The 17960-nt window shown below is 62.2% G+C and carries 21 protein-coding genes and 1 pseudogene; 11 read left to right on the forward strand and 11 right to left on the reverse strand.

All coding sequences use genetic code 11. The features are described 5' to 3' along the window. Positions 1-61: 61 nt before the first annotated feature. The 5 genes and pseudogenes from NMG80_RS05310 to NMG80_RS05330 form a co-directional block, all read right to left on the reverse strand. Positions 62-361 (reverse strand): hypothetical protein, encoded by a 300-nt coding sequence (locus NMG80_RS05310; RefSeq protein ID WP_254017172.1) that lies wholly within the window; start codon positions 359-361, stop codon positions 62-64. A gap of 172 nt (positions 362-533) precedes the next feature. Next, on the reverse strand, positions 534-944 hold the full coding sequence (locus NMG80_RS05315) for a DUF3168 domain-containing protein (RefSeq protein WP_254017173.1): 411 nt from the start codon (positions 942-944) through the stop codon (positions 534-536). A 135-nt stretch (positions 945-1079) separates the two neighbouring features. Then, the gene (locus NMG80_RS05320; protein WP_254017174.1) at positions 1080-1346 is read right to left on the reverse strand and encodes a DUF1488 family protein; all 267 of its coding nucleotides are present in this window, start codon (positions 1344-1346) and stop codon (positions 1080-1082) included. Positions 1347-1358: 12 nt separating this feature from the next. After that, complete coding sequence (locus tag NMG80_RS05325) at positions 1359-1607, reverse strand: hypothetical protein (protein ID WP_023800824.1); 249 nt, start codon at positions 1605-1607, stop codon at positions 1359-1361. A gap of 429 nt (positions 1608-2036) precedes the next feature. Continuing rightward, positions 2037-2789: pseudogene (locus NMG80_RS05330) on the reverse strand (trimethylamine methyltransferase family protein); the annotation flags it as partial. Between the two features lie 221 nt (positions 2790-3010). Here NMG80_RS05330 and NMG80_RS05335 point away from each other — a divergent pair. Then, the gene (locus NMG80_RS05335) at positions 3011-3265 is read left to right on the forward strand and encodes a hypothetical protein (RefSeq protein ID WP_254017176.1); all 255 of its coding nucleotides are present in this window, start codon (positions 3011-3013) and stop codon (positions 3263-3265) included. 320 nt (positions 3266-3585) lie between these two features. Here NMG80_RS05335 and NMG80_RS05340 read toward each other — a convergent pair whose 3' ends face one another. Together NMG80_RS05340 and NMG80_RS05345 are read right to left on the reverse strand one after the other, a co-directional pair. Beyond that, positions 3586-3852 (reverse strand): DUF1488 family protein, encoded by a 267-nt coding sequence (locus NMG80_RS05340; protein ID WP_027152775.1) that lies wholly within the window; start codon positions 3850-3852, stop codon positions 3586-3588. Further along, positions 3849-4121 (reverse strand): hypothetical protein, encoded by a 273-nt coding sequence (locus NMG80_RS05345; protein ID WP_254017177.1) that lies wholly within the window; start codon positions 4119-4121, stop codon positions 3849-3851. The genes NMG80_RS05340 and NMG80_RS05345 overlap by 4 nt, the downstream gene beginning before the upstream one ends. Positions 4122-4368: 247 nt before the next feature. Here NMG80_RS05345 and NMG80_RS05350 point away from each other — a divergent pair, with 247 nt between their 5' ends. The 4 genes from NMG80_RS05350 to NMG80_RS05365 all read left to right on the forward strand — a co-directional run bounded on the left by NMG80_RS05350 (position 4369) and on the right by NMG80_RS05365 (position 7244). Next, positions 4369-4683 carry a co-chaperone GroES gene (locus tag NMG80_RS05350; RefSeq protein WP_254017178.1) on the forward strand — a complete coding sequence of 105 codons (315 nt, stop codon included), beginning with the start codon at positions 4369-4371 and terminating at the stop codon, positions 4681-4683. A gap of 178 nt (positions 4684-4861) precedes the next feature. Next, the gene (groL, locus tag NMG80_RS05355) at positions 4862-6481 is read left to right on the forward strand and encodes a chaperonin GroEL (protein WP_254017179.1); all 1620 of its coding nucleotides are present in this window, start codon (positions 4862-4864) and stop codon (positions 6479-6481) included. A 109-nt stretch (positions 6482-6590) separates the two neighbouring features. Further along, complete coding sequence (locus tag NMG80_RS05360) at positions 6591-6980, forward strand: hypothetical protein (protein ID WP_254017180.1); 390 nt, start codon at positions 6591-6593, stop codon at positions 6978-6980. A gap of 99 nt (positions 6981-7079) precedes the next feature. Further along, positions 7080-7244 (forward strand): hypothetical protein, encoded by a 165-nt coding sequence (locus tag NMG80_RS05365; protein ID WP_167366301.1) that lies wholly within the window; start codon positions 7080-7082, stop codon positions 7242-7244. Between the two features lie 18 nt (positions 7245-7262). On the opposite strand, the gene NMG80_RS05370 is transcribed toward NMG80_RS05365, so the two are convergent. Next, positions 7263-8816, reverse strand: a complete 1554-nt coding sequence (locus tag NMG80_RS05370) for a trimethylamine methyltransferase family protein (RefSeq protein ID WP_254017181.1) — start codon at positions 8814-8816, stop codon at positions 7263-7265. Positions 8817-8987: 171 nt separating this feature from the next. Here NMG80_RS05370 and NMG80_RS05375 point away from each other — a divergent pair, with 171 nt between their 5' ends. The 6 genes from NMG80_RS05375 to NMG80_RS05400 all read left to right on the forward strand — a co-directional run bounded on the left by NMG80_RS05375 (position 8988) and on the right by NMG80_RS05400 (position 14880). Next, positions 8988-9626, forward strand: coding sequence for a TetR/AcrR family transcriptional regulator (locus tag NMG80_RS05375; protein ID WP_254017182.1), 639 nt, complete (start codon positions 8988-8990; stop codon positions 9624-9626). Positions 9627-9798: 172 nt separating this feature from the next. Then, positions 9799-11958, forward strand: a complete 2160-nt coding sequence (locus NMG80_RS05380; protein ID WP_254017183.1) for a transglycosylase domain-containing protein — start codon at positions 9799-9801, stop codon at positions 11956-11958. Between the two features lie 109 nt (positions 11959-12067). Beyond that, entirely contained in the window at positions 12068-12652 is a 585-nt protein-coding gene (locus NMG80_RS05385; RefSeq protein WP_254017184.1) for a DUF1214 domain-containing protein, read from the forward strand. Further along, a complete protein-coding gene (locus tag NMG80_RS05390) occupies positions 12645-13193 on the forward strand; it encodes a DUF1254 domain-containing protein (protein WP_254017185.1) in 549 nt (182 codons plus the stop codon). The genes NMG80_RS05385 and NMG80_RS05390 overlap by 8 nt, the downstream gene beginning before the upstream one ends. A gap of 321 nt (positions 13194-13514) precedes the next feature. Beyond that, a complete protein-coding gene (locus NMG80_RS05395) occupies positions 13515-13655 on the forward strand; it encodes a hypothetical protein (protein WP_254017186.1) in 141 nt (46 codons plus the stop codon). A 154-nt stretch (positions 13656-13809) separates the two neighbouring features. After that, positions 13810-14880 carry a hypothetical protein gene (locus NMG80_RS05400; RefSeq protein WP_254017187.1) on the forward strand — a complete coding sequence of 357 codons (1071 nt, stop codon included), beginning with the start codon at positions 13810-13812 and terminating at the stop codon, positions 14878-14880. On the opposite strand, the gene NMG80_RS05405 is transcribed toward NMG80_RS05400, so the two are convergent. From NMG80_RS05405 to NMG80_RS05415, 3 genes are all read right to left on the reverse strand, one after another. Further along, a complete protein-coding gene (locus NMG80_RS05405; RefSeq protein WP_254017188.1) occupies positions 14867-15214 on the reverse strand; it encodes a DUF1491 family protein in 348 nt (115 codons plus the stop codon). The two genes, NMG80_RS05400 and NMG80_RS05405, sit on opposite strands and share 14 nt — an antisense overlap. A gap of 76 nt (positions 15215-15290) precedes the next feature. After that, positions 15291-16058 carry a peptidoglycan-binding domain-containing protein gene (locus tag NMG80_RS05410; RefSeq protein ID WP_254017189.1) on the reverse strand — a complete coding sequence of 256 codons (768 nt, stop codon included), beginning with the start codon at positions 16056-16058 and terminating at the stop codon, positions 15291-15293. Continuing rightward, a complete protein-coding gene (locus tag NMG80_RS05415) occupies positions 16033-17772 on the reverse strand; it encodes an ATP-binding protein (protein WP_254017190.1) in 1740 nt (579 codons plus the stop codon). Before NMG80_RS05415 ends, NMG80_RS05410 begins: the two co-directional genes overlap by 26 nt. Positions 17773-17960 lie beyond the last annotated feature (188 nt).

A 17960-nucleotide genomic window follows, 5' to 3' on the forward strand; every position in this document is an offset into this window, starting at 1 on the left:
GCCTGTTGAGGAGCTGGACGTCAGATATAGGCCGATTCCAGCGCCTGGGATACGCCAGTCATCAGTTCAGCGGAACGACGATCTCCGTGCGGCGCGGACGCTGCCCATCCTTGCCCGGAACCAGCACGACGATGACGCAGACCGGGTGGCCACCGCGCGTCGACTGCGACGCCTTGGCCAGGGTGCCGCCATTCTGCTCGGCGACCTGCTGACCGATCGCGTAGCAGTCGGAGGCGGCCAGGACGATCGGCCGGTTCTGCTCGGGCACGACGATCGGCAGCGCCGTCGCCTGCGCCGCAAACAGACCGGCAGCGCAGAGCGCAAGTGTCGCGGTTGGGAAGTGGGAGCGAAGCGTTTTCATGATCAGCGTCCTAACGCATCGGTGCTGAACGTGATATGAACATCGAACGCCTGCAACACATGCCTGTCTCACCCCCTGAAATGCAAGACAACCGACCTTGTGATTTTCGCCGCCCCAACCCGGCAAATCCAAGCGCCAGTCTAGACTGTGTTGCAGCCAAATTGAAAGCGCGTCAGGCGTTTTCTTCCGTCACGGCAAGAAAGCGCAGCAGCCCGTGACAGGCTGAAAGATCCTCGTCGTAACGGACCTCGGTGAATTCGAGCCTGAGATTGACGCGGTGATGCTCGTCGAGCACCAGCGCCGCATCCTGGAGACGGGTACTGACAAGATCCATCACGTCGAGCATTTCTTTCCTGGCCTCGGATTTCGACCAGAAATGCAGAGTGAAAAGCTGCTCGGCGTCGTTCTCCCTGCCTGTTACCCAGTCATAGACGCTGGTCCGGCCGAACGTCACGTAGGGAAACGGGATGTTTTCCGGGGCATGGTCGAATAGTTTTGCGCCGCCCAATGCCGCTGACAGGGAACCGTCACCGTTCAGCGCATGGAACAAAGCCTTCTGCAACGCGGCAGCCGGCGCGGTCATTGTATTCTCCCTCGCCTGTCGCGGCTGAACAGGCCTTCATCCGACAGCGATTTCCGCCTGCAGCGTAGCCGCATTGAAGTTCTGCCGCCAGATCACGGGATTTCCAAGGCCTTGCTCGCGCGGACAGTCGGGGATTTATCGAAAATCGGCTGCGGTCAGCACATACATGCTCTTGCCGGTACGCGCATAAGCGTTCCTTGCGACGTCATGTATGGGACCGACGGCCGAATCAAAGGCGGCAAGATATGTGGCTTCGGCTGTCACCGTCCCCGGCGGCGCCGTCGAGATGGCGTCTGCATGGACAAAGAAAGAGATCTGGGACATGCCATCATAGCCGACGAAGCGGATCCGCCGGCTCGCCTCGTCGTAGCTTCGGCTTAGGTTTGGAAATGTCAGGCTCATGACTTGATGCCGTTAAGCGGCCCCCGCTTTCTTGCCTGCCGCCCGCTTTTTCTTGGGAGCGACGGGATTGAGGGCTTCTGCCGCACGGTCGGCCTCTTCCTTGGCCAGCCGCAGCGCCCGCAACTTTTCGGTCTTGATGGTCCTGGCCTTGGCCTCGGAAATATATTCGGCCGTAGCCTGGTTTCGCTCGGCGGTTTTCTTCTGCTTCTCCATGAAGCGCGCTTCAGCTTTTTCCATGATATTCTGATTGGGTTCCGCCATCGATAAAATCTCCTTTTCGCTGAGGTGATGAAAGTTAGTTTCTCTCCTAAAATAGGAACTCAGAACGGAAAAACCAATTTTCAGAATGTTTTTGAATGATCAAATGCTTGAAATGACATCGTGAAATAATACTAGAAATTGCATTCGCACCGACCCCAATACCGTACCGACTGCTCATATACCCCGCTCCGATCAGCGTTAGATCGGGAAACCGCACGCGCCGGCCCCGCTGGCTTCAGGCTGACGGTTCTTTGCCTTGGTGGCCCGGCAAACTCGAGCTCACGCTGCGGACGAGGACGAGCATGGCCTCCACCGCCTCCTCGTTCGAAAGCCCCTGGTTCTCAACAAGCGAGACGGCAAGGCGCAGCATCCGCGGTCCGGAATACGCCAGGGCTCACGTCTATTCGGGCACGGACGCTGCGCAGATCCTCACGAGACCGGTACTGCACCGCCCTCTGCCGTGCGCCGCGCTATGAATTCGTCGAGAACCCCTGATGTGGCAGCGGCGGATGCCGGCGGCCGGAATTCGGCCAGCATCCGTTTCCAGATGCCGGTGGCGCGCTCAGTCGCGGTTTTTGACCCGGCCTGCGTCCAGTTGCCGAAATTCGACCAATCGGCCACCAGCGGCTCGTAGAAAGCGGTGCGGTAGCGCGCCATTGTGTGCCCGGCCGAAAAGAAATGCCCGCCCGGCTGCACTTCGGCGATGGCCTCGAAGCCGATCGCAGCCTCGTCGCCGGGCGTCGCCGCGCAGAGTTCCGCGATGGTCTGCAGCGCCTCGATATCGGTGATCAGCTTCTCGAACGAGACGCTCAACCCGCCTTCGAGCCAGCCCGCAGCATAGATGCAGACCGTCGCGCCGGCGAGCACCGAACCCCACAGCGCGAACTGCGTTTCATGGGCTGCCTGCGCGTCCGAAATGTTGGCGGCACTGCCGCCGCCGGACCGCCAGGGAAGGCCGGTGAATCGTGCAAGCTGACCGGCGCCGAGCGTCGCCTTGACGTGCTCCGGCGTGCCGAAGGCCGGCGCCCCGGACTTCGTGTCGACATTGGAGGAGAAGGAGCCATAGACGACCGGCGCGCCCGGCCGCACGATCTGGGCCAGCGTCAGCCCTGCCAGCGCTTCGGCGTGCTGCAGCGTCAGCGCGCCGGCCACGGTGATCGGCGCCATGGCGCCCCTCTGACAGGGAACCGTCACCGTTCAGCGCTTCAAACAAGGCATTCTGCAACGCGGCAGCCGGCGCGGTCATTATGTTCTTCCTCGCCCGTCGCGGCTGAACAGGCCTTTGTGCTGTCAACGTTTCGTGCTTGCAGCGTAGCCGCGAGGTTGCTGCGCCAGATCAGGGGGATCTCAGGTGGCTACCCACACCTTTAATTTGACATGCAAGGCGTTTGAAAAACGATGCTATGGAGTGTTTGTTTCTCCAGACCTTCGAGGTTGTTTTCGTGCGCGAGCCATCGCTGCTGCCTGTTTTCGGAAAGCTTGGGATCAAGACGCCAGTCGTCGTTGCGGCGGCGCCGACCATGTCGAAAAGCATTAAGAACATTGTGCCCCCCATGCGGGAGGTCCTGTCTTCATACGGAGGCCTAGCCTTGAAGCTGTTCGTCGTCGTGTGGACGGTCCTTGTCCTGGCGGCAGTGTTCTACATCACGCAGGCCTGACCAATCGCATTCATCGATCGGGGGCGGAAACGAAAAGGATGCCGGAATGGCAAACCGCTACGCACTGCGCATGGAGCATCCGCACAGCTGGACCGTCTTCGATGTTTCACCGGCCAGTCCGTCGAGCTTAAGCACCAGGTCTTGGTTGGCATGAACACGCGCGATGCAGACGCGATGGTCGATCGGCTGAACAGCCGAGAAGTCAAGCGACGGGCAAAGGCGGACAGCAAGCCCTAATCCTGCCGCTAGGTTCACTCGGCACATTCGTGCGCCTGGATCGGATCTGGCGCGTTGGCCCTGAACGCGATGACGTTCGGGATTTAACGAAAATCGGCCGCCGTCAGCACATATATGCTCTTGCGGGTCCGGTCATAGGCATTCCTGGCAACGTCGTGGATGGAGCTGGAAGCTGTATCGAAGGCGGCGAGATAGGTGGCTTCTGCAGTTGGTGTTCCTGACTCTGCCTTCGAGATGGCATCCGTGGCGACGGAGAAGGAAATCTGGAACATGCCGTCATGGCCGACGAAGCGGATGCGTTTGCCCGCCTCGTCGTAGCTGCGGCTTCGATTGGGAAATGTCAGGCTCATGACGTGACCTCCGTTGATCCAACGTTTGCCTTCTTGACTGCCCGCGACGCCCGCTTTTTCTTAGGCGGGGCCGGATTGAGGGCCTCCGCGGCGCGGTCGGCCTCTTCCTTGGCCAGCCGCAATGCCCGCAATCTTGCCGTCTTGATGACCCTGGCCTTGGCCTCGGAAACATATTCGGCCGTTGCCTGATTTCGCTCCGCAGTCTTTTTCTGCTTTTCCATGAAGCGCGCCTCAGCCTTTTCCATGATATTCTGACTGAATTCCGCCATCGATTAAACTCTCCTCTTTGCTATAATGATGAAAATGCTTTACTCACTTAAAATAGGGACTCCGGGTGGAAAAATCAATTTCTGATCTACTTTTGTTCGAGCAAATTTCTGAAAACGAAAAGGCAAAATAATACTATTCAATATTTTAGGACGGCCAATGAATATTTTTTGGCACTCCTATCTATCGAGTGCCAAAAGGCTTATGTAAGGGCGTGGCCGCCTAAGCCGGCCCCAGAAAGAAGTTCCCATGAAATTCCGGCCACTCCACGATCGCGTCGTCATTCGGCGCGCCGAAAGCGACACCAAATCCAAGGGCGGCATCATCATTCCCGACAATGCCAAGGAAAAGCCGCAGGAAGGCGAAGTGATCGCCGTCGGGCCGGGCGCGCGTGCCGAAAGCGGCGCGCTGATCGCACTCGACGTCAAGGCCGGCGACCTCATCCTGTTCGGCAAATGGTCGGGAACCGAGGTCAAGATCGACGGCGAGGACCTTCTGATCATGAAGGAGGCCGACATTATGGGCATCATCGAGAAGACCGTAGCCGTCAAGAAAGCCGCCTGATCGGAGCGCCACGCGTCCTCTTGGACGCGCAAAGGACGCTCCAAGTTTTTGAATCTACGCATCGTGCTTTTCCGAAAATCGATTCCGATTTTCGAGCCGATGCTTCAGGCGGAACGCCGAAGTCTTTCTGGTTCCAAAGCAAACGGGCCTACTCCACACACAAACGGGATGAAAAATCATGTCTGCCAAGGAAATCAAATTCTCCACCGATGCGCGTGACCGCATGCTGCGCGGTGTCGAAATCCTCAACAACGCCGTCAAGGTGACGCTCGGCCCCAAGGGCCGCAACGTCGTCATCGAGAAGGCCTATGGCGCGCCGCGCATCACCAAGGACGGGGTGGCGGTAGCCAAGGAAATCGAGCTTGCCGACAAGTTCGAGAACATGGGTGCGCAGATGGTGCGCGAAGTGGCCTCGAAGACCAACGACCTTGCCGGCGACGGCACCACCACCGCTACCGTGCTTGCCGCTTCCATCTTGCGGGAGGGCGCCAAATTCGTTGCCGCCGGCATGAACCCGATGGACCTCAAGCGCGGCATCGACCTCGCCGTTGCCGCCGTCGTCAAGGAGATCCAGGCGCGGGCCAAGAAGGTCAAATCTTCCGGTGAAATCGCGCAGGTCGGCACCATTGCCGCCAATGGCGACACCACCGTCGGCGCCATGATCGCCAAGGCGATGGACAAGGTCGGCAATGACGGCGTCATCACCGTCGAGGAAGCCAAGACCGCCGAAACCGAACTCGACGTCGTCGAGGGCATGCAGTTCGACCGCGGCTATCTCTCGCCCTATTTCGTCACCAATGCCGAGAAGATGCGCGCCGAGCTGGAGGACCCTTACGTCCTCATCCATGAAAAGAAGCTCGGCAATCTGCAGGCGCTGCTGCCGATCCTCGAAGCCGTGGTGCAAAGCGGCAAGCCGCTGGTGATCATCTCCGAGGACGTCGAAGGCGAAGCGCTGGCGACGCTGGTCGTCAACAAATTGCGCGGCGGCCTCAAGGTGGCGGCCGTCAAGGCGCCGGGCTTCGGTGACCGCCGCAAGGCGATGCTGGAAGACATCGCGGTGCTCACCGCCGGCCAGATGATTTCCGAAGACCTCGGCATCAAGCTCGAAAACATCACCCTCGACATGCTCGGCCGCGCCAAGCGCGTGCTGATCGAAAAGGATACGACGACGATCATCGATGGCGCCGGCGAGAAGGCCACCATCCAGGCACGTGTCCAGCAGATCAAGGGGCAGATCGAGGAGACCACCTCCGACTACGACAAGGAGAAGCTGCAGGAGCGGCTGGCTAAGCTCGCCGGCGGCGTCGCGGTCATTCGCGTCGGCGGCGCGACCGAGTCCGAGGTCAAGGAAAAGAAGGACCGCATCGACGATGCGCTGAACGCCACGCGCGCGGCAGTGGAAGAAGGCATCGTTCCCGGCGGCGGCGTTGCGCTGCTGCGCGCCAAGGCCGTACTGAAAGGGCTGACCGGGGCCAATGCCGATGTGACAGCAGGCATTTCGATCGTGTCGAGAGCGCTCGAAGCGCCGATCCGCCAGATCGCCGAGAATTCCGGCGTTGAAGGTTCGATCGTCGTCGGCAAGCTCTCCGACAGCAAGGATCACGATCAGGGCTTCGACGCCCAGAACGAGACTTATGTCGACATGATCAAGGCCGGCATCGTCGATCCCGCAAAGGTGGTGCGGACCGCGTTGCAGGATGCCGGGTCGATCGCGGCGCTGCTGATCACCGCGGAAGCCATGATCACCGACATTCCAGCAAAAGACGCTGCGCCTTCGGCCGGCATGGGCGGCTACTGACCACCCCCTCTCGTAAATAGGCCGTGCAAGGCCTGGCCCCAGCAAGGCCGGGCGACCGATCCCAACATCAACCAGACCGATCCCAACATCAACCAGGAAGGAACTGTCCGTGGCCACACAAAGCAGCAAGCCATCTCTCGCGCGTCGATGGGAAGATTACCAGCCGGCCAAATCCACGCTTTTTTGGGCATGCGCTGCAACCTTCGTCGCCACGCTGATCATCGGTTTCAACTGGGGTGGCTGGGTGACCGGCGGCACCTCGCGCGCGCTGGCGGCCACCGCCGGCGATACGGCGCGCGGCGAACTGGCCTCGGCGGTCTGCGTCGATCGCTTCAATACGGCGCCCGACGCGGCCGCCAAACTTGTCGAGTTCAAGGCCATAACCGACAGCTACAAGAAGCGGCAGTTCATCGAGACGGGCGGCTGGGCGACCATGCCCGGAAAAACCTCGCCCGACAGGCTGGGTGCGCAAAGCTGCGCGGTCGCTCTCGCCACCTAACATCTTCGACCTCTCGGAGAGAACGTGCTCTTGACGAGAGCCTGAAAGACAGCCGCCGGGGCATCCCCGGCGCGCAGCCGTCGGCAAGGAGATCGATCCATGATTGCATTCGTCCCGAAGCCAAATGCTGTAGTAAAGACCAAAGTGGCCGAGGAAAGCCGCTTCGATCGCATTCGCAGACTCGCCGCCGACAAGCACAGGAAAGCCGATGCCGGCACGATCCGCCGCGACCCGCAGAAGGCAGGCGACAAGCGCCCCATGTAACGCGCTCGCTGAACTACATCACGAAACCGGTACTGCACCGCCCTCTGCCGTGCGCCGCGCTATGAATTCATCGAGAATGGCTGATGTGGCAGCGGCGGATGCCGGCGGCCGGAATTCGGCCAGCATCCGTTTCCAGATGCCGGTGGCTCGCTCCGTGGCGGTTCTTGACCCGGCCTGCGTCCAGTTGCCGAAATTCGACCAATCGGCCACCAGCGGCTCGTAGAAAGCGGTGCGGTAGCGCGCCATTGTGTGCCCGGCCGAAAAGAAATGCCCGCCCGGCTGCACTTCGGCGATGGCCTCGAAGCCGATCGCAGCCTCGTCGCCGGGCGTCGCCGCGCAGAGTTCGGCGATGGTCTGCAGCGCCTCGATATCGGTGATCAGCTTCTCGAACGAGACGCTCAACCCGCCTTCGAGCCAGCCCGCAGCATGGATGCAGACCGTCGCGCCGGCGAGCACCGAACCCCACAGCGCGAACTGCGTTTCGTGGGCTGCCTGCGCGTCCGAAATGTTGGCGGCACTGCCGCCGCCGGACCGCCAGGGAAGGCCGGTGAAGCGTGCAAGCTGACCGGCGCCGAGCGTCGCCTTGACGTGCTCCGGCGTGCCGAAAGCCGGCGCCCCGGACTTCATGTCGACATTGGAGGAGAAAGAGCCATAGACGACCGGCGCGCCCGGCCGCACGATCTGGGCCAGCGTCAGCCCGGCCATCGCTTCGGCGTGCTGCAGCGTCAGCGCGCCGGCCACGGTGATCGGCGCCATGGCGCCGGCCAGGCAGAAGGGCGTGATGATCAGCACCTGCCCCGCCTTGGCAAAGTCGATGATGCCTTGTGCCATCGGAACATCGAGCTGACGCGGCGAGTTGGTGTTGATGACGGTGTAGCAATGAGCGCCCGAACGGAATTCGGCCTCGGACAAGCCGCGCACCAGCCGCAGCATCTCGAAGCCGTCCTCGACCTGCGGCGTGCCGCGCGCGAACACGAACGGCAGCTTGTCGGAGAGCGTCAGCTGCGCGCGGTTGACGGCATAGTGGCGGAAGCGGTTGTCAACGTCCTGCGGCTCGATGCAAGGTCCCAGCATGTGCAGCACGTCGAAATGCTGCACCAGGCGGATGAGATCCTCGAAAGCGGCAAGCGTTCCCGGCCGCCGGCCGCGCTCTAGATCGGTGACGTTCGGCGCCCCGGATCCTGCCAGGAACGCCATCGAGCCGAGCTCGAGCGTCAGGTCGCGGGCACGGTCACCGGCATGGACGCGGATCGATTTCGGCGCCGAGGCCAGCGCCGCCGCGACGATGTCGCGGCCGATGCGCACCATCTGGCTGTCCTCGTCGACCAAAGCGCCGGCACGGGCAAGAATGGCGCGCGCCTCCGGCAGCAGCACCTTGACGCCGAGTTGCTCGAGCACGCGCAGCGCCGTGTCGTGGATCGCGGCGACCTGGTCGGCCGAAAAGATCGGCTGCGGCAGGAACGGGTTCTTCAGCGAACGATAGTCCGGCCGGCGGCTGGTCTCGCTGCCGGCTTCGCCGGTTCGTCCGCGCCTGCGTTCGCGCCTGAGGTTGCGTGCGGCGTCATCGACCATGGCGGATATTCCTCATTGCCGTATTGCCCTGCCTTGCGGATCGTAGGGAGGAGCCGCGATGACGCGCGTCGGCCGCTCGGCCCAGTTCGTTGAGGCAGACAGGATACTTGCACTGTACATATGTGTCTAGTACGGTTGTATGCAGTTCGCCCTCATCCCTATTGTGCGGCCATGATCATGATTGCTCCGCAGGACGAACCGGCGCCCGGCAACACCAAGGTGACGCGCCGGGACTGGATCAATCTTGCGCTCCAGACACTGATTTCAGACGGCATCGAAAGCGTGCGCGTGCTGCCGCTCGGCCAGAAGCTCGGCGTCTCGCGCTCAAGCTTCTACTGGTATTTCGAGAGCCGTCAGGACCTGCTCGACCAGTTGCTTGCCCATTGGCGGGACACCAACACCAAGTCGATCGTCGAACGCGCGCAGCGGCCGGCCGAAAGTATCATCATGGGGGTCATGAACGTGTTCGAATGCTGGGCGGACGAACGCCTGTTCGATCCCAGGCTCGACTTCGCCATCCGGGAATGGGCGCGGCGCTCCGACGACGTGCGCCGGGCCATCGACCAGGCCGACAATGACCGACTGGGCGCGATCCGTGACATGTATCGCCGGCATGGCTACGGCGAAGAGGATGCCTTCATCCGCGCCCGTGTGCTCTACTACATGCAGATCGGCTATTATGTGCTAGACCTCAAGGAACCGGTCGAGGCGAGGGTCAGTTATCTCGCCGCCTATCTGCGCAGTTTCACCGGCCAGGAGCCAAGCGATGCCGACGTGGCGCATTTCATGCGCTTTATCGCGGCGCGGTAGGTGGATGCGAGGTGGCGGTGGTGGCAGGCCCGACCCTGGTATCAACAAACTGTACCGCGAAAGCCCCTCGCCCTTGTGAGAGGGGCCAAAATGGACAAATAGTCTGGTGCCGCCCTGAAATTGCCCGCAAGCAGTTTCTCAGTGGGAGGCGTAGCCGCAGCCGGATCTTGGAATGGCCAGTCCTTTGAAATCGCGCACGAGAAGGGGTCCGATTGCCGCAAGACTGCTGGCGGCGGATGCGTGGTTCGATTCCTCGCTCTACGAGACCGGCTTCAAGGCGCGCCGGTTCTGGGAAGCGGCCACCATTTTTTTCCGGCGCTTCCGCGTCTCCGGCTGGCGCCGCGGCATCATCGAACTGTTGAGTGAGGGCTTCACGCTTGGCGCCGGCGGCATCGTCGTCATGCTGGCGCTCGCTTTGCCGGCCTTCCAGGAAACCGCCGGCGACTGGCGCGCCCAGGGCGATTTCGCCATCACCTTCCTCGACCGCTACGGCAATGAGATCGGCCAGCGCGGCATCATCCAGCGGGATTCGGTGCCGGTCGACGAGATGCCCGACCAGGTCATCAAGGCGGTGCTGGCCACCGAGGATCGGCGTTTCTTCGATCACTACGGCATCGACGCGCTCGGCCTTTCGCGCGCGATCTTCGCCAATGTGCGGGCGAATTCCGTGGTGCAGGGCGGCTCGAGCATCACCCAGCAGCTGGCCAAGAACCTGTTCCTGACCAATGAACGGACGTTGGAGCGGAAGGTCAAGGAAGCCTTCCTGGCGCTGTGGCTCGAGGCCAATCTGTCGAAGAAGGAGATCCTGCAGCTCTATCTCGACCGCGTCTATATGGGCGGCGGCACGTTCGGCATCGAAGCGGCCGCCGATTTCTATTTCGGCAAAAGCGTCAAGGATGTGAACCTCGCCGAAGCGGCGATGCTGGCCGGCCTGTTCAAGGCACCGACCAAATACGCGCCGCACATCAACCTGCCTGCTGCCAGGGCGCGGGCCAATGTGGTGCTGTCGAATCTCGTCGAAGGCGGCTTCATGAGCGAGGGTCAGGTGCTGCAGGCGCGGCTGCATCCGGCTGAAATCGTTGACCGCGGCGAGCAGAAGAGCCCGGATTACTACCTCGACTGGGCATTCGAAGAGGTCAAGAAGATCGCCGCGAAGTCCGGCCAGCATTCGCTGGTCGCCCACACCACTTTCGACGCCAACATCCAGAAGGCGGCGGAAGAATCGATGGAATTCCATCTCCGCCAGTTCGGCAAGGAATACAACGTCACCGAAGGCGCCATGGTCGTCATCGAAACCAATGGCGCAGTCAGGGCGATCGTCGGCGGCCGCGACTACGGTGCCAGCCAGTTCAACCGCGCCACCAAGGCGCTGCGCCAGAGCGGCTCATCGTTTAAACCCTACGTATACGCAACAGCGATGGAGCACGGCTTCACGCCGGACTCCGTCGTTTCCGGCGCGCCGATCTCCTGGGGGGCCTGGTCGCCTCACAATTACAATGACGGACGGGCCGGCAAGGTCACGCTAATCACGGCGATGGCCAAATCGGTCAACACCGTGCCGGTGCGGCTGGCCAAGAATCATCTCGGCATCAAGCCGATCAAGGCGATGGCGGAAGCCATGGGCGTCGAATCGCCGCTCGAATCGCACAAGACGATGGTGCTCGGCACATCGGGCATGACCGTGATGGACCAGGCGACAGGCTATAGCGTGTTCGCCCAGAACGGCTTTGTCGGCTCCCGGCATGGCGTCACCCAGCTCGTCACCCGTACCGGCGAGGTGGTTTACGATTTCGCCAAGGATGCGCCGCCGCCGCGCCGTGTGCTCTCGGAGCAGGCGCTGAAATCTATGAACACCATGCTGGCGGCGGTGCCGGTGATGGGCACGGCGCGGCGCGCTGCGCTTCCCAATATCGTTTCGGCCGGCAAGACCGGCACAACGCAGTCTTACCGCGACGCCTGGTATGTTGGCTTTACCGGCAACTACACGGCTGCCGTGTGGCTCGGCAATGACGACTTCACCCCGACCAACAACATGACCGGCGGATCGCTGCCGGCGATGGTTTGGCAGCGGCTGATGGTCTATGCGCACCAGAATATCGACCTAAAGCCGATCCCCGGTCTCGATCATCCCTTCGTCGACAAAGAGATTGCCGCCAAGGCCGAGGAAGCGGAAAAGAAGAATGCCGAGCAGGAAGCGGCCGACGCCGCCGCCGAGCGCCCACCGGTGCTGTCCAGCCAGACGACGCGGGCGCTCAGGGACATCACAAGGCTCTTCCAGTCGGCGCCCGTCCTCCAGGCGCCTGCGACGCCGGAGACCCTGTCGGCGCTTTGATGCCGGCATGACGGGCCAGGCCATCCCTCGCGCCGGCAATTCCACCGCTTGCCATGGCCCCCTGCCCCGCGATATCCCCCAGCGGCACTCCTCTTTCCCGCGGCTTTTCATGCTCAAAAATGCATTCCTGACGCTCCTCGCGCTTGCCATAGCCATCGGCGGCGGCGGCGGCAGCGTCTGGTACGCTCTCAAGACGCAGGATGGCATTGGCGCGATCAGGATCGGCCCATGGACAGCGTTTCCCGATATCGGCACGCAGGCGGCGGATCCTTATTCGAAAGCCCGCGTGGCGCGCGAGGGTGTCCTTGCACTCGGGCAGGCAGAAGGCCTGTCGTTTATCGCCGAACGCGATACCGATGGCGAACAATTGAAACGCCAATGCGCCTATGAAATCGAAGGCGGATTTCCCACAGCCCGGTTCTGGACCCTCTATGCCGCCGATCGGTCGCTCGGCGTGGTCGAGACCGGCAAGCCAAGGCTTGCGGCACTTCAGTCCTACCAGGTGCTGCGCCAGCCCGACAATTCCGTGGTTATTTCCGTCAGCAACCGCCCCGCGCCGGGCAACTGGCTGCTTTCCGACGGCTTCGGCCGGATGCATCTCGTGCTGACATTCTACGACACGCCGATCGCCAGCAGCACGGGTCTTTCGGATGTCACGCTGCCGCAGATCGTGAAGGTCGGCTGCAATGCGTAGGCTGCTGCACGCGATCTTGCTCGGCCTGCTTGGCGCCGGCATCGTACACATCAGCGTGCTGCTGCTCGTCCCGGAATTTTCCGAGCGTAATGCCTGGTCGCGGCTGGCCATGGCCACCGACCTTTATCGGATGACCAGGCTGGACGCTGAGGCCGGCGGCACGCCAGTGGTGAAATCGGTCGATCCGCTGTTTTATGCTGCGGCTTGCCGCTTCGATCTGTCCGATGGGATGGTTCGGGTGAAGGCACCGGGAAACGTCCCGTTCTGGTCCGTATCGGTCTATGACCGCAGCGGCCATAACATCTACTCCTTCAACGACCACAGTGCGACCGGCAGGGTGCTGGACAGTATCGTACTGACGCCGGCGCAGATGATCGAGATCCGCAAGGATCTCCCGGAGGAATTGCAAGGGGCAATCTTCGTCGAAGCGGCCATCGACGAAGGCATGTTCGTCATCCGCTCCTTCGTGCCCGACGACAGCTGGAAGCCGAACGTGTCGCGGTTTCTCGAGCAGAGTTCCTGCGAGCTGCAGGACTACTGACGTCAACCGAAATATGCCGCCGGTTCCGGCCCAGGCTTTGCGAGCCGAACAGGGCCGCGGCGCTCGTTCAAGAGGATAGAGCATCCTTTGCGCGCCCAACAGGACGCGGCGCTCATTCGAGTGGTTAGAGCGTCCTTTGCGCGCAGGGCGCGTGGAGCTTTAATTACATGTCGCGCAAGCCGCGACGCGCTTTAATGATGCGGAACAGGCAACGTCCCCGACGTCCCCGGCATCGTCCTTGACGAACCCGGTTTGTCCGGACCGGCGCCTGGCCGCGTCTCGCCCGTCAGTGGCGGTTGCTCGTAGCGGACGCCGGGGAAAATGATCACCGCCGCCGGCGTTCCGGTGTTTCGTTCTGCTCGATTGGTTGCCGCCGTTCGCGGCACGAAAGACAGTACCATTCCCATGGTTCGTGCATTCCTCTCGGTTGCCCCGGAGCACAACGCAACGCCTCCCATCTGATTAAGGAGCCAGTAGGTTAACGGAACGCTAACGGATCGCCGCTAATTTGATCTTTGTTCTGAGGTCAGGAAGTCCTGACCCGAGGCAAATGCGAAACCGACACGGTCCCGGTCGAGCATGGTCCAGATTGTGTCGAGTGTCAGGCGTATCCTTCGTGTCATCTGCGGATTTCAGGCAAATCGCTATACGGGCTGAATCGGGAAAGTCCGAAAGGCTGTTCCGCGCCACGGTGTCGGCGTTCTGTTCGCTCACCCGCCCTTCGCGCCGGGAGATCGCGCAACTTGAGGATCTGACGCTTCCGCTTTTCGCCGATGTGTCGGTCGAATCGCGCCGCTACGTCGCCGCCGCCCTTTCCGAATGCGAATATGCGCCCGCTGCGCTGGTCCGGCGGCTTTGCGAGGAGCCGGTCGACGTTGCCGCGCCGCTGCTCATCCGCTCGCGCGCGCTCAGCGATATCGACCTGATCGCGCTGATCGGACGCCATGGCCTGCCGCATGCGCGCGCCATTGCGCGCCGCAAGGATCTGAACCCGACCATCGCCCACCTGATCAGGGCGCTTGAAAAGCCGACGCTGGTGAGCGTGCGGCAGCCGGAGGCGAACGCCAAGACGCTACCCGAAAGCGCCGAAGTCGTCGCCGATAACCAGCAGGTGCCCGGCGCCGGCGCCGAGAATGCACGGCGCCGGCTGCGGTCGATGATGCGTGATGCCGAAAGCGGCGGCGCGACCATCAATCCGTTCGCCGGCGCTAACACCTATGTCAAACTGCGCGAGACGGCGCTGACCGGCAATGCCGCATTCTTCCAGACAGCACTGGCCGACGCGCTCGAGATCGATTTTTCGACGGCGCGGTCGCTCACCGCGAACCAGAACTACACGTCGCTGCTGGCCGCCCTGCGCGCGCTTGATCTCGGCGAAGAGAGGGCGTTCCTGATCACCGCCGCCGTCTATCCCGCAGAGTTTTCGCATCCGCAGGCCATCCGCATCTTTCTGGACCGCTATCGGCTGCTGCATCGCGACGCAGCGTTGGACAGGCTACGCGGCTGGAAAGCCGAGACACTGTCGAAGGCCATTCGCAATGCCGGACCGATCGCGGCAAACGCCGACGTCCGCAAAGCGGACAGCGACAATACTGCCGCCAGCGCTAGGCGCGTCGCGTCTGAAAAGAGATTTCAAGCGAACGCTCTAAGCCTTTTGTCTTTCATGCATATCGCTATTGCGACTTGACGGAAATAAGCTCCTCGACGGGAACAGAGCCGGCCTCGATCTCGACGACCCAGATGTCGGGATCGAATTTCTTCTCCCTTTCCAGTCGCGCGTCAAAGACGGCGGCATCGTCGCCGGCGCCGAGCAGACTGAAGAATCGATCGTCTGGTTTGGCTGAATCGTAGCTCGTCTGCGGCGCCGGTCCAAACAAGGCAATCTCGCCCATGCGGCCTCGCGCCAGCACGAAGACGGCGCCGGCCTCGGTTGCGCCGCGCTTGACCACGGCGGCAAAGCCGCCGGCGCCGAAAACCCGGCGCAACAGGGCCGACACCCACAGATCGGCGGTTACGCGCATGGCAGCATTCTGGACGACATTGGACGGTACTTAGAGCGCTTTGCGTTTGGGTGAAACCAAAACCGCCCTCCGACCATCAGTTGGTCAGGCCGATCTCTCGCATCTTGACGTAGACGACTTCGTCGGGCTCGCCGGTCTCAGGCAAACCAAACAGCGACTGGAACTCCCTGATCGCTGCCTTGGTGCGGGCCCCGACCACGCCATCGAGCTGCATGTCGTCATTGCCGAATGCCTTCAACCCGGCCTGGATCTTGATGATGCGGGCGTCGGGTGTCTGCGCCGGCGCATCTGCCGGCGCCGAAGCGGAAACGGGAATCGCAGCCATGTCGCCCGGGCGGGGTGCCGGATGCGGCACGACCGTCGAGGCGGTTGGCGTGGCGCCCAGTTGATCGAGCAGAACGCTGTCGATCTCGCCGGAAGCGTTAAGCCCGACCTTCTGCTGATAGGCTTGGATGGCCTTACGCGTGTTGGGGCCGGAAATACCGTCGACGGTGCCGGAATAGAAATCGAGATCCTGCAATATGCCCTGGACCCGCTCGACAACCGGATCGCTCTTGATCGGGGCCGGGTCCGGCCGCACGATGTTGATGGTGGTTTCAGGCTCGTCGGCGCCTGCTCGAGGAAAGCCCTCCATGCTCCTGGTCGCAAAAAAAGCGCCGGCATGAGGAAAAGGCTGATACCACAAAGCGTTCGCCGAGACGTAGAACAGCGTCACCAGGAAGGCGGTCGAACCGCCAACCAGAACCGGATTGCGTGAAATCTGGCTGCCGACGGCGAGCGCGCTGCGTTGGAAGGCATTGCCGCGGCGCTTGACCGCCTTAGGCTGTTTTGCGGAGCGAGCCATGCCTGTCCCCTTTCGTCTCCGCCTTGGCCGCAGGTATCGGCAGTACGCCGGGCTTGTCATTCGAACGTCCTTTCGGTCCGTTCACCGGCAAGCTGATCGTGACCGTAGTGCCCTCCCCCGGCATGCTTTCGATCGACATCGTGCCCTCGTGCAGCGCCACCAGACCCTTCACCAGCGACAGGCCGAGCCCGGTCCCCTCGAAGCGGCGCGTATAGTCGTTCTGGATCTGCATGAACGGCTTGCCGAGATTGGCAAAGTCTTCCTCGGCGATGCCGATGCCGGTGTCCCTGACCCAGAAATGCAGTCGCGAGCCGATCCGCTTGGCGCCGACGACGACATCGCCGCCATCGGGCGTGAACTTGATGGCGTTGGAGACGAGGTTGATGAGTATCTGCTGCACGGCACGACGGTCGGCGTTTATCTCGCCTGCATCCGGTGCGATCTGGGCCTGTAGATCGATGTTCTTTGCCTCGGCCTGCAAGCTCATCATCGACTGGCACATTTCGACCGCTTCCACGAAACGGAATGGTTCCGGCTCGGTTGCGTAGGCGCCGGCTTCGATCCTCGATACGTCGAGTATCGAGGTGACGATGGCAAGCAAATGCTGGCCGGACTCCTTGACCAGGCCGACATATTCCTTCTGGCGCGGATCCTTGAAGGTGCCGAACATCTCATGCAGCAGCATGTCGGAAAAACCGATGATGGCGTTCAACGGCGTGCGCAGCTCGTGGCTGACGACCGCCAGAAACCGTCCCTTTGCCACTTCGGCAGACGCGGCCGCCTCTTTCGCAGCGGCAAGCTCTTCGCGCAAGCCGGCGAGTTCGTGGTTTTCACGCAGGACCAACGTGAGGACGTCCTGCTGCTCTTCCCCCCGCGCCAGTTCAAGCGAAAACGGCCGGTAATTGTCTGCCGTTGGGCCATTGCCGTTTTGCGGCAGCCGGACGCGAAGATCCAGCCGGCGCACCGGCGCGCCATCGCGCATGTCGGCCAGCGCGCTGAGGTATGCGACGCGATCGGACAGATGGATACGGTCGAACAGGCCGGCACCGAACAGCAGCTCCGGCTGCAGCTTCAGGATCGTGCGCGCCTTTGCCGACGCATCCAGAACCTCGCCATGCCTGCCGGCCCGCAGGACAACGGCGTCGATGATGTTCTCGAGCCGATCATCGGTCGCCGGATCAAGCTGCGCGCCGGCCGGGCTGCCAAGCGCTGCGACGCGGGGAACGAGGGTGAGCGCCCAGGCCAGCGGCAGCAGCCAATGCCAAGCGGCTGTTACCGCCGGGCCGAACGGAAAGACAGAACCGGCAAAAGCCTGCAGCAGGATAGCGACAAATGCGGATACGGCACCCCAGAGTGCAGCGCGACGAGACGCGCCGATCCACCAGGCTTCGAACGGCAGCGCCACAACAAGCATGGCGACCGGCGAGGCCATCCCGCCCGCCGCGGCAATGACACCGGCAAGAGCAAGACTGCCCATCACCAGGGCGACCTGGCCGGCGAACGCCATCTTGCCCGATGCTGCCACCAGCAAGGCAGCAAACCAGCAGAGGCCGAACGTCGCAAAGATCGCAGCCATGGTCACGGCCACGCCCATGCCCGAGGTGACCAGCGTGACTGCTGCGCCTGCGGCAAAGAACGGAGCGGCCAGCATGACACCGATAAACCGCCTCTGGCACCGGCGGTCGTTCTGTCCGAGGATCGACGGATGGACCATACGTTCGCAACCGGCTGCCATCGCGCCGGGCAACTCAACGTATCTGGCCCTTATCGAACTCAACTCAACGCACTCGCATTTGGTCGTGAACAGCCTTGCTTCGCAGATTGCTTTTGTTGATCTGAAACTCGCATCCAGCGTTTAAGGAATGGATAAGGCAGGACCGATCAATGCCCGGCCTGAGGCAG

This window comes from Mesorhizobium escarrei, from assembly GCF_935825525.1.
Classification (GTDB): domain Bacteria; phylum Pseudomonadota; class Alphaproteobacteria; order Rhizobiales; family Rhizobiaceae; genus Mesorhizobium; species Mesorhizobium escarrei.

Bases quoted from the DNA above. Each gene is read 5' to 3' on its own strand.
- NMG80_RS05385 (WP_254017184.1), top strand. From the start codon at position 12,068: ATGCTCAAAAATGCATTCCTGACGCTCCTCGCGCTTGCCATAGCCATC.
- NMG80_RS05415 (WP_254017190.1), bottom strand. From the start codon at position 17,772: ATGGTCCATCCGTCGATCCTCGGACAGAACGACCGCCGGTGCCAGAGG.
- NMG80_RS05310 (WP_254017172.1), bottom strand. From the start codon at position 361: ATGAAAACGCTTCGCTCCCACTTCCCAACCGCGACACTTGCGCTCTGC.
- NMG80_RS05370 (WP_254017181.1), bottom strand. From the start codon at position 8,816: ATGGTCGATGACGCCGCACGCAACCTCAGGCGCGAACGCAGGCGCGGA.
- NMG80_RS05410 (WP_254017189.1), bottom strand. From the start codon at position 16,058: ATGGCTCGCTCCGCAAAACAGCCTAAGGCGGTCAAGCGCCGCGGCAAT.
- NMG80_RS05395 (WP_254017186.1), top strand. From the start codon at position 13,515: ATGATCACCGCCGCCGGCGTTCCGGTGTTTCGTTCTGCTCGATTGGTT.
- NMG80_RS05335 (WP_254017176.1), top strand. From the start codon at position 3,011: ATGGAGTGTTTGTTTCTCCAGACCTTCGAGGTTGTTTTCGTGCGCGAG.
- NMG80_RS05315 (WP_254017173.1), bottom strand. From the start codon at position 944: ATGACCGCGCCGGCTGCCGCGTTGCAGAAGGCTTTGTTCCATGCGCTG.
- NMG80_RS05345 (WP_254017177.1), bottom strand. From the start codon at position 4,121: ATGGCGGAATTCAGTCAGAATATCATGGAAAAGGCTGAGGCGCGCTTC.
- groL (WP_254017179.1), top strand. From the start codon at position 4,862: ATGTCTGCCAAGGAAATCAAATTCTCCACCGATGCGCGTGACCGCATG.
- NMG80_RS05325 (WP_023800824.1), bottom strand. From the start codon at position 1,607: ATGGCGGAACCCAATCAGAATATCATGGAAAAAGCTGAAGCGCGCTTC.
- NMG80_RS05380 (WP_254017183.1), top strand. From the start codon at position 9,799: ATGGCCAGTCCTTTGAAATCGCGCACGAGAAGGGGTCCGATTGCCGCA.
- NMG80_RS05375 (WP_254017182.1), top strand. From the start codon at position 8,988: ATGATCATGATTGCTCCGCAGGACGAACCGGCGCCCGGCAACACCAAG.
- NMG80_RS05350 (WP_254017178.1), top strand. From the start codon at position 4,369: ATGAAATTCCGGCCACTCCACGATCGCGTCGTCATTCGGCGCGCCGAA.
- NMG80_RS05365 (WP_167366301.1), top strand. From the start codon at position 7,080: ATGATTGCATTCGTCCCGAAGCCAAATGCTGTAGTAAAGACCAAAGTG.
- NMG80_RS05320 (WP_254017174.1), bottom strand. From the start codon at position 1,346: ATGAGCCTGACATTTCCAAACCTAAGCCGAAGCTACGACGAGGCGAGC.
- NMG80_RS05405 (WP_254017188.1), bottom strand. From the start codon at position 15,214: ATGCGCGTAACCGCCGATCTGTGGGTGTCGGCCCTGTTGCGCCGGGTT.
- NMG80_RS05390 (WP_254017185.1), top strand. From the start codon at position 12,645: ATGCGTAGGCTGCTGCACGCGATCTTGCTCGGCCTGCTTGGCGCCGGC.
- NMG80_RS05340 (WP_027152775.1), bottom strand. From the start codon at position 3,852: ATGAGCCTGACATTTCCCAATCGAAGCCGCAGCTACGACGAGGCGGGC.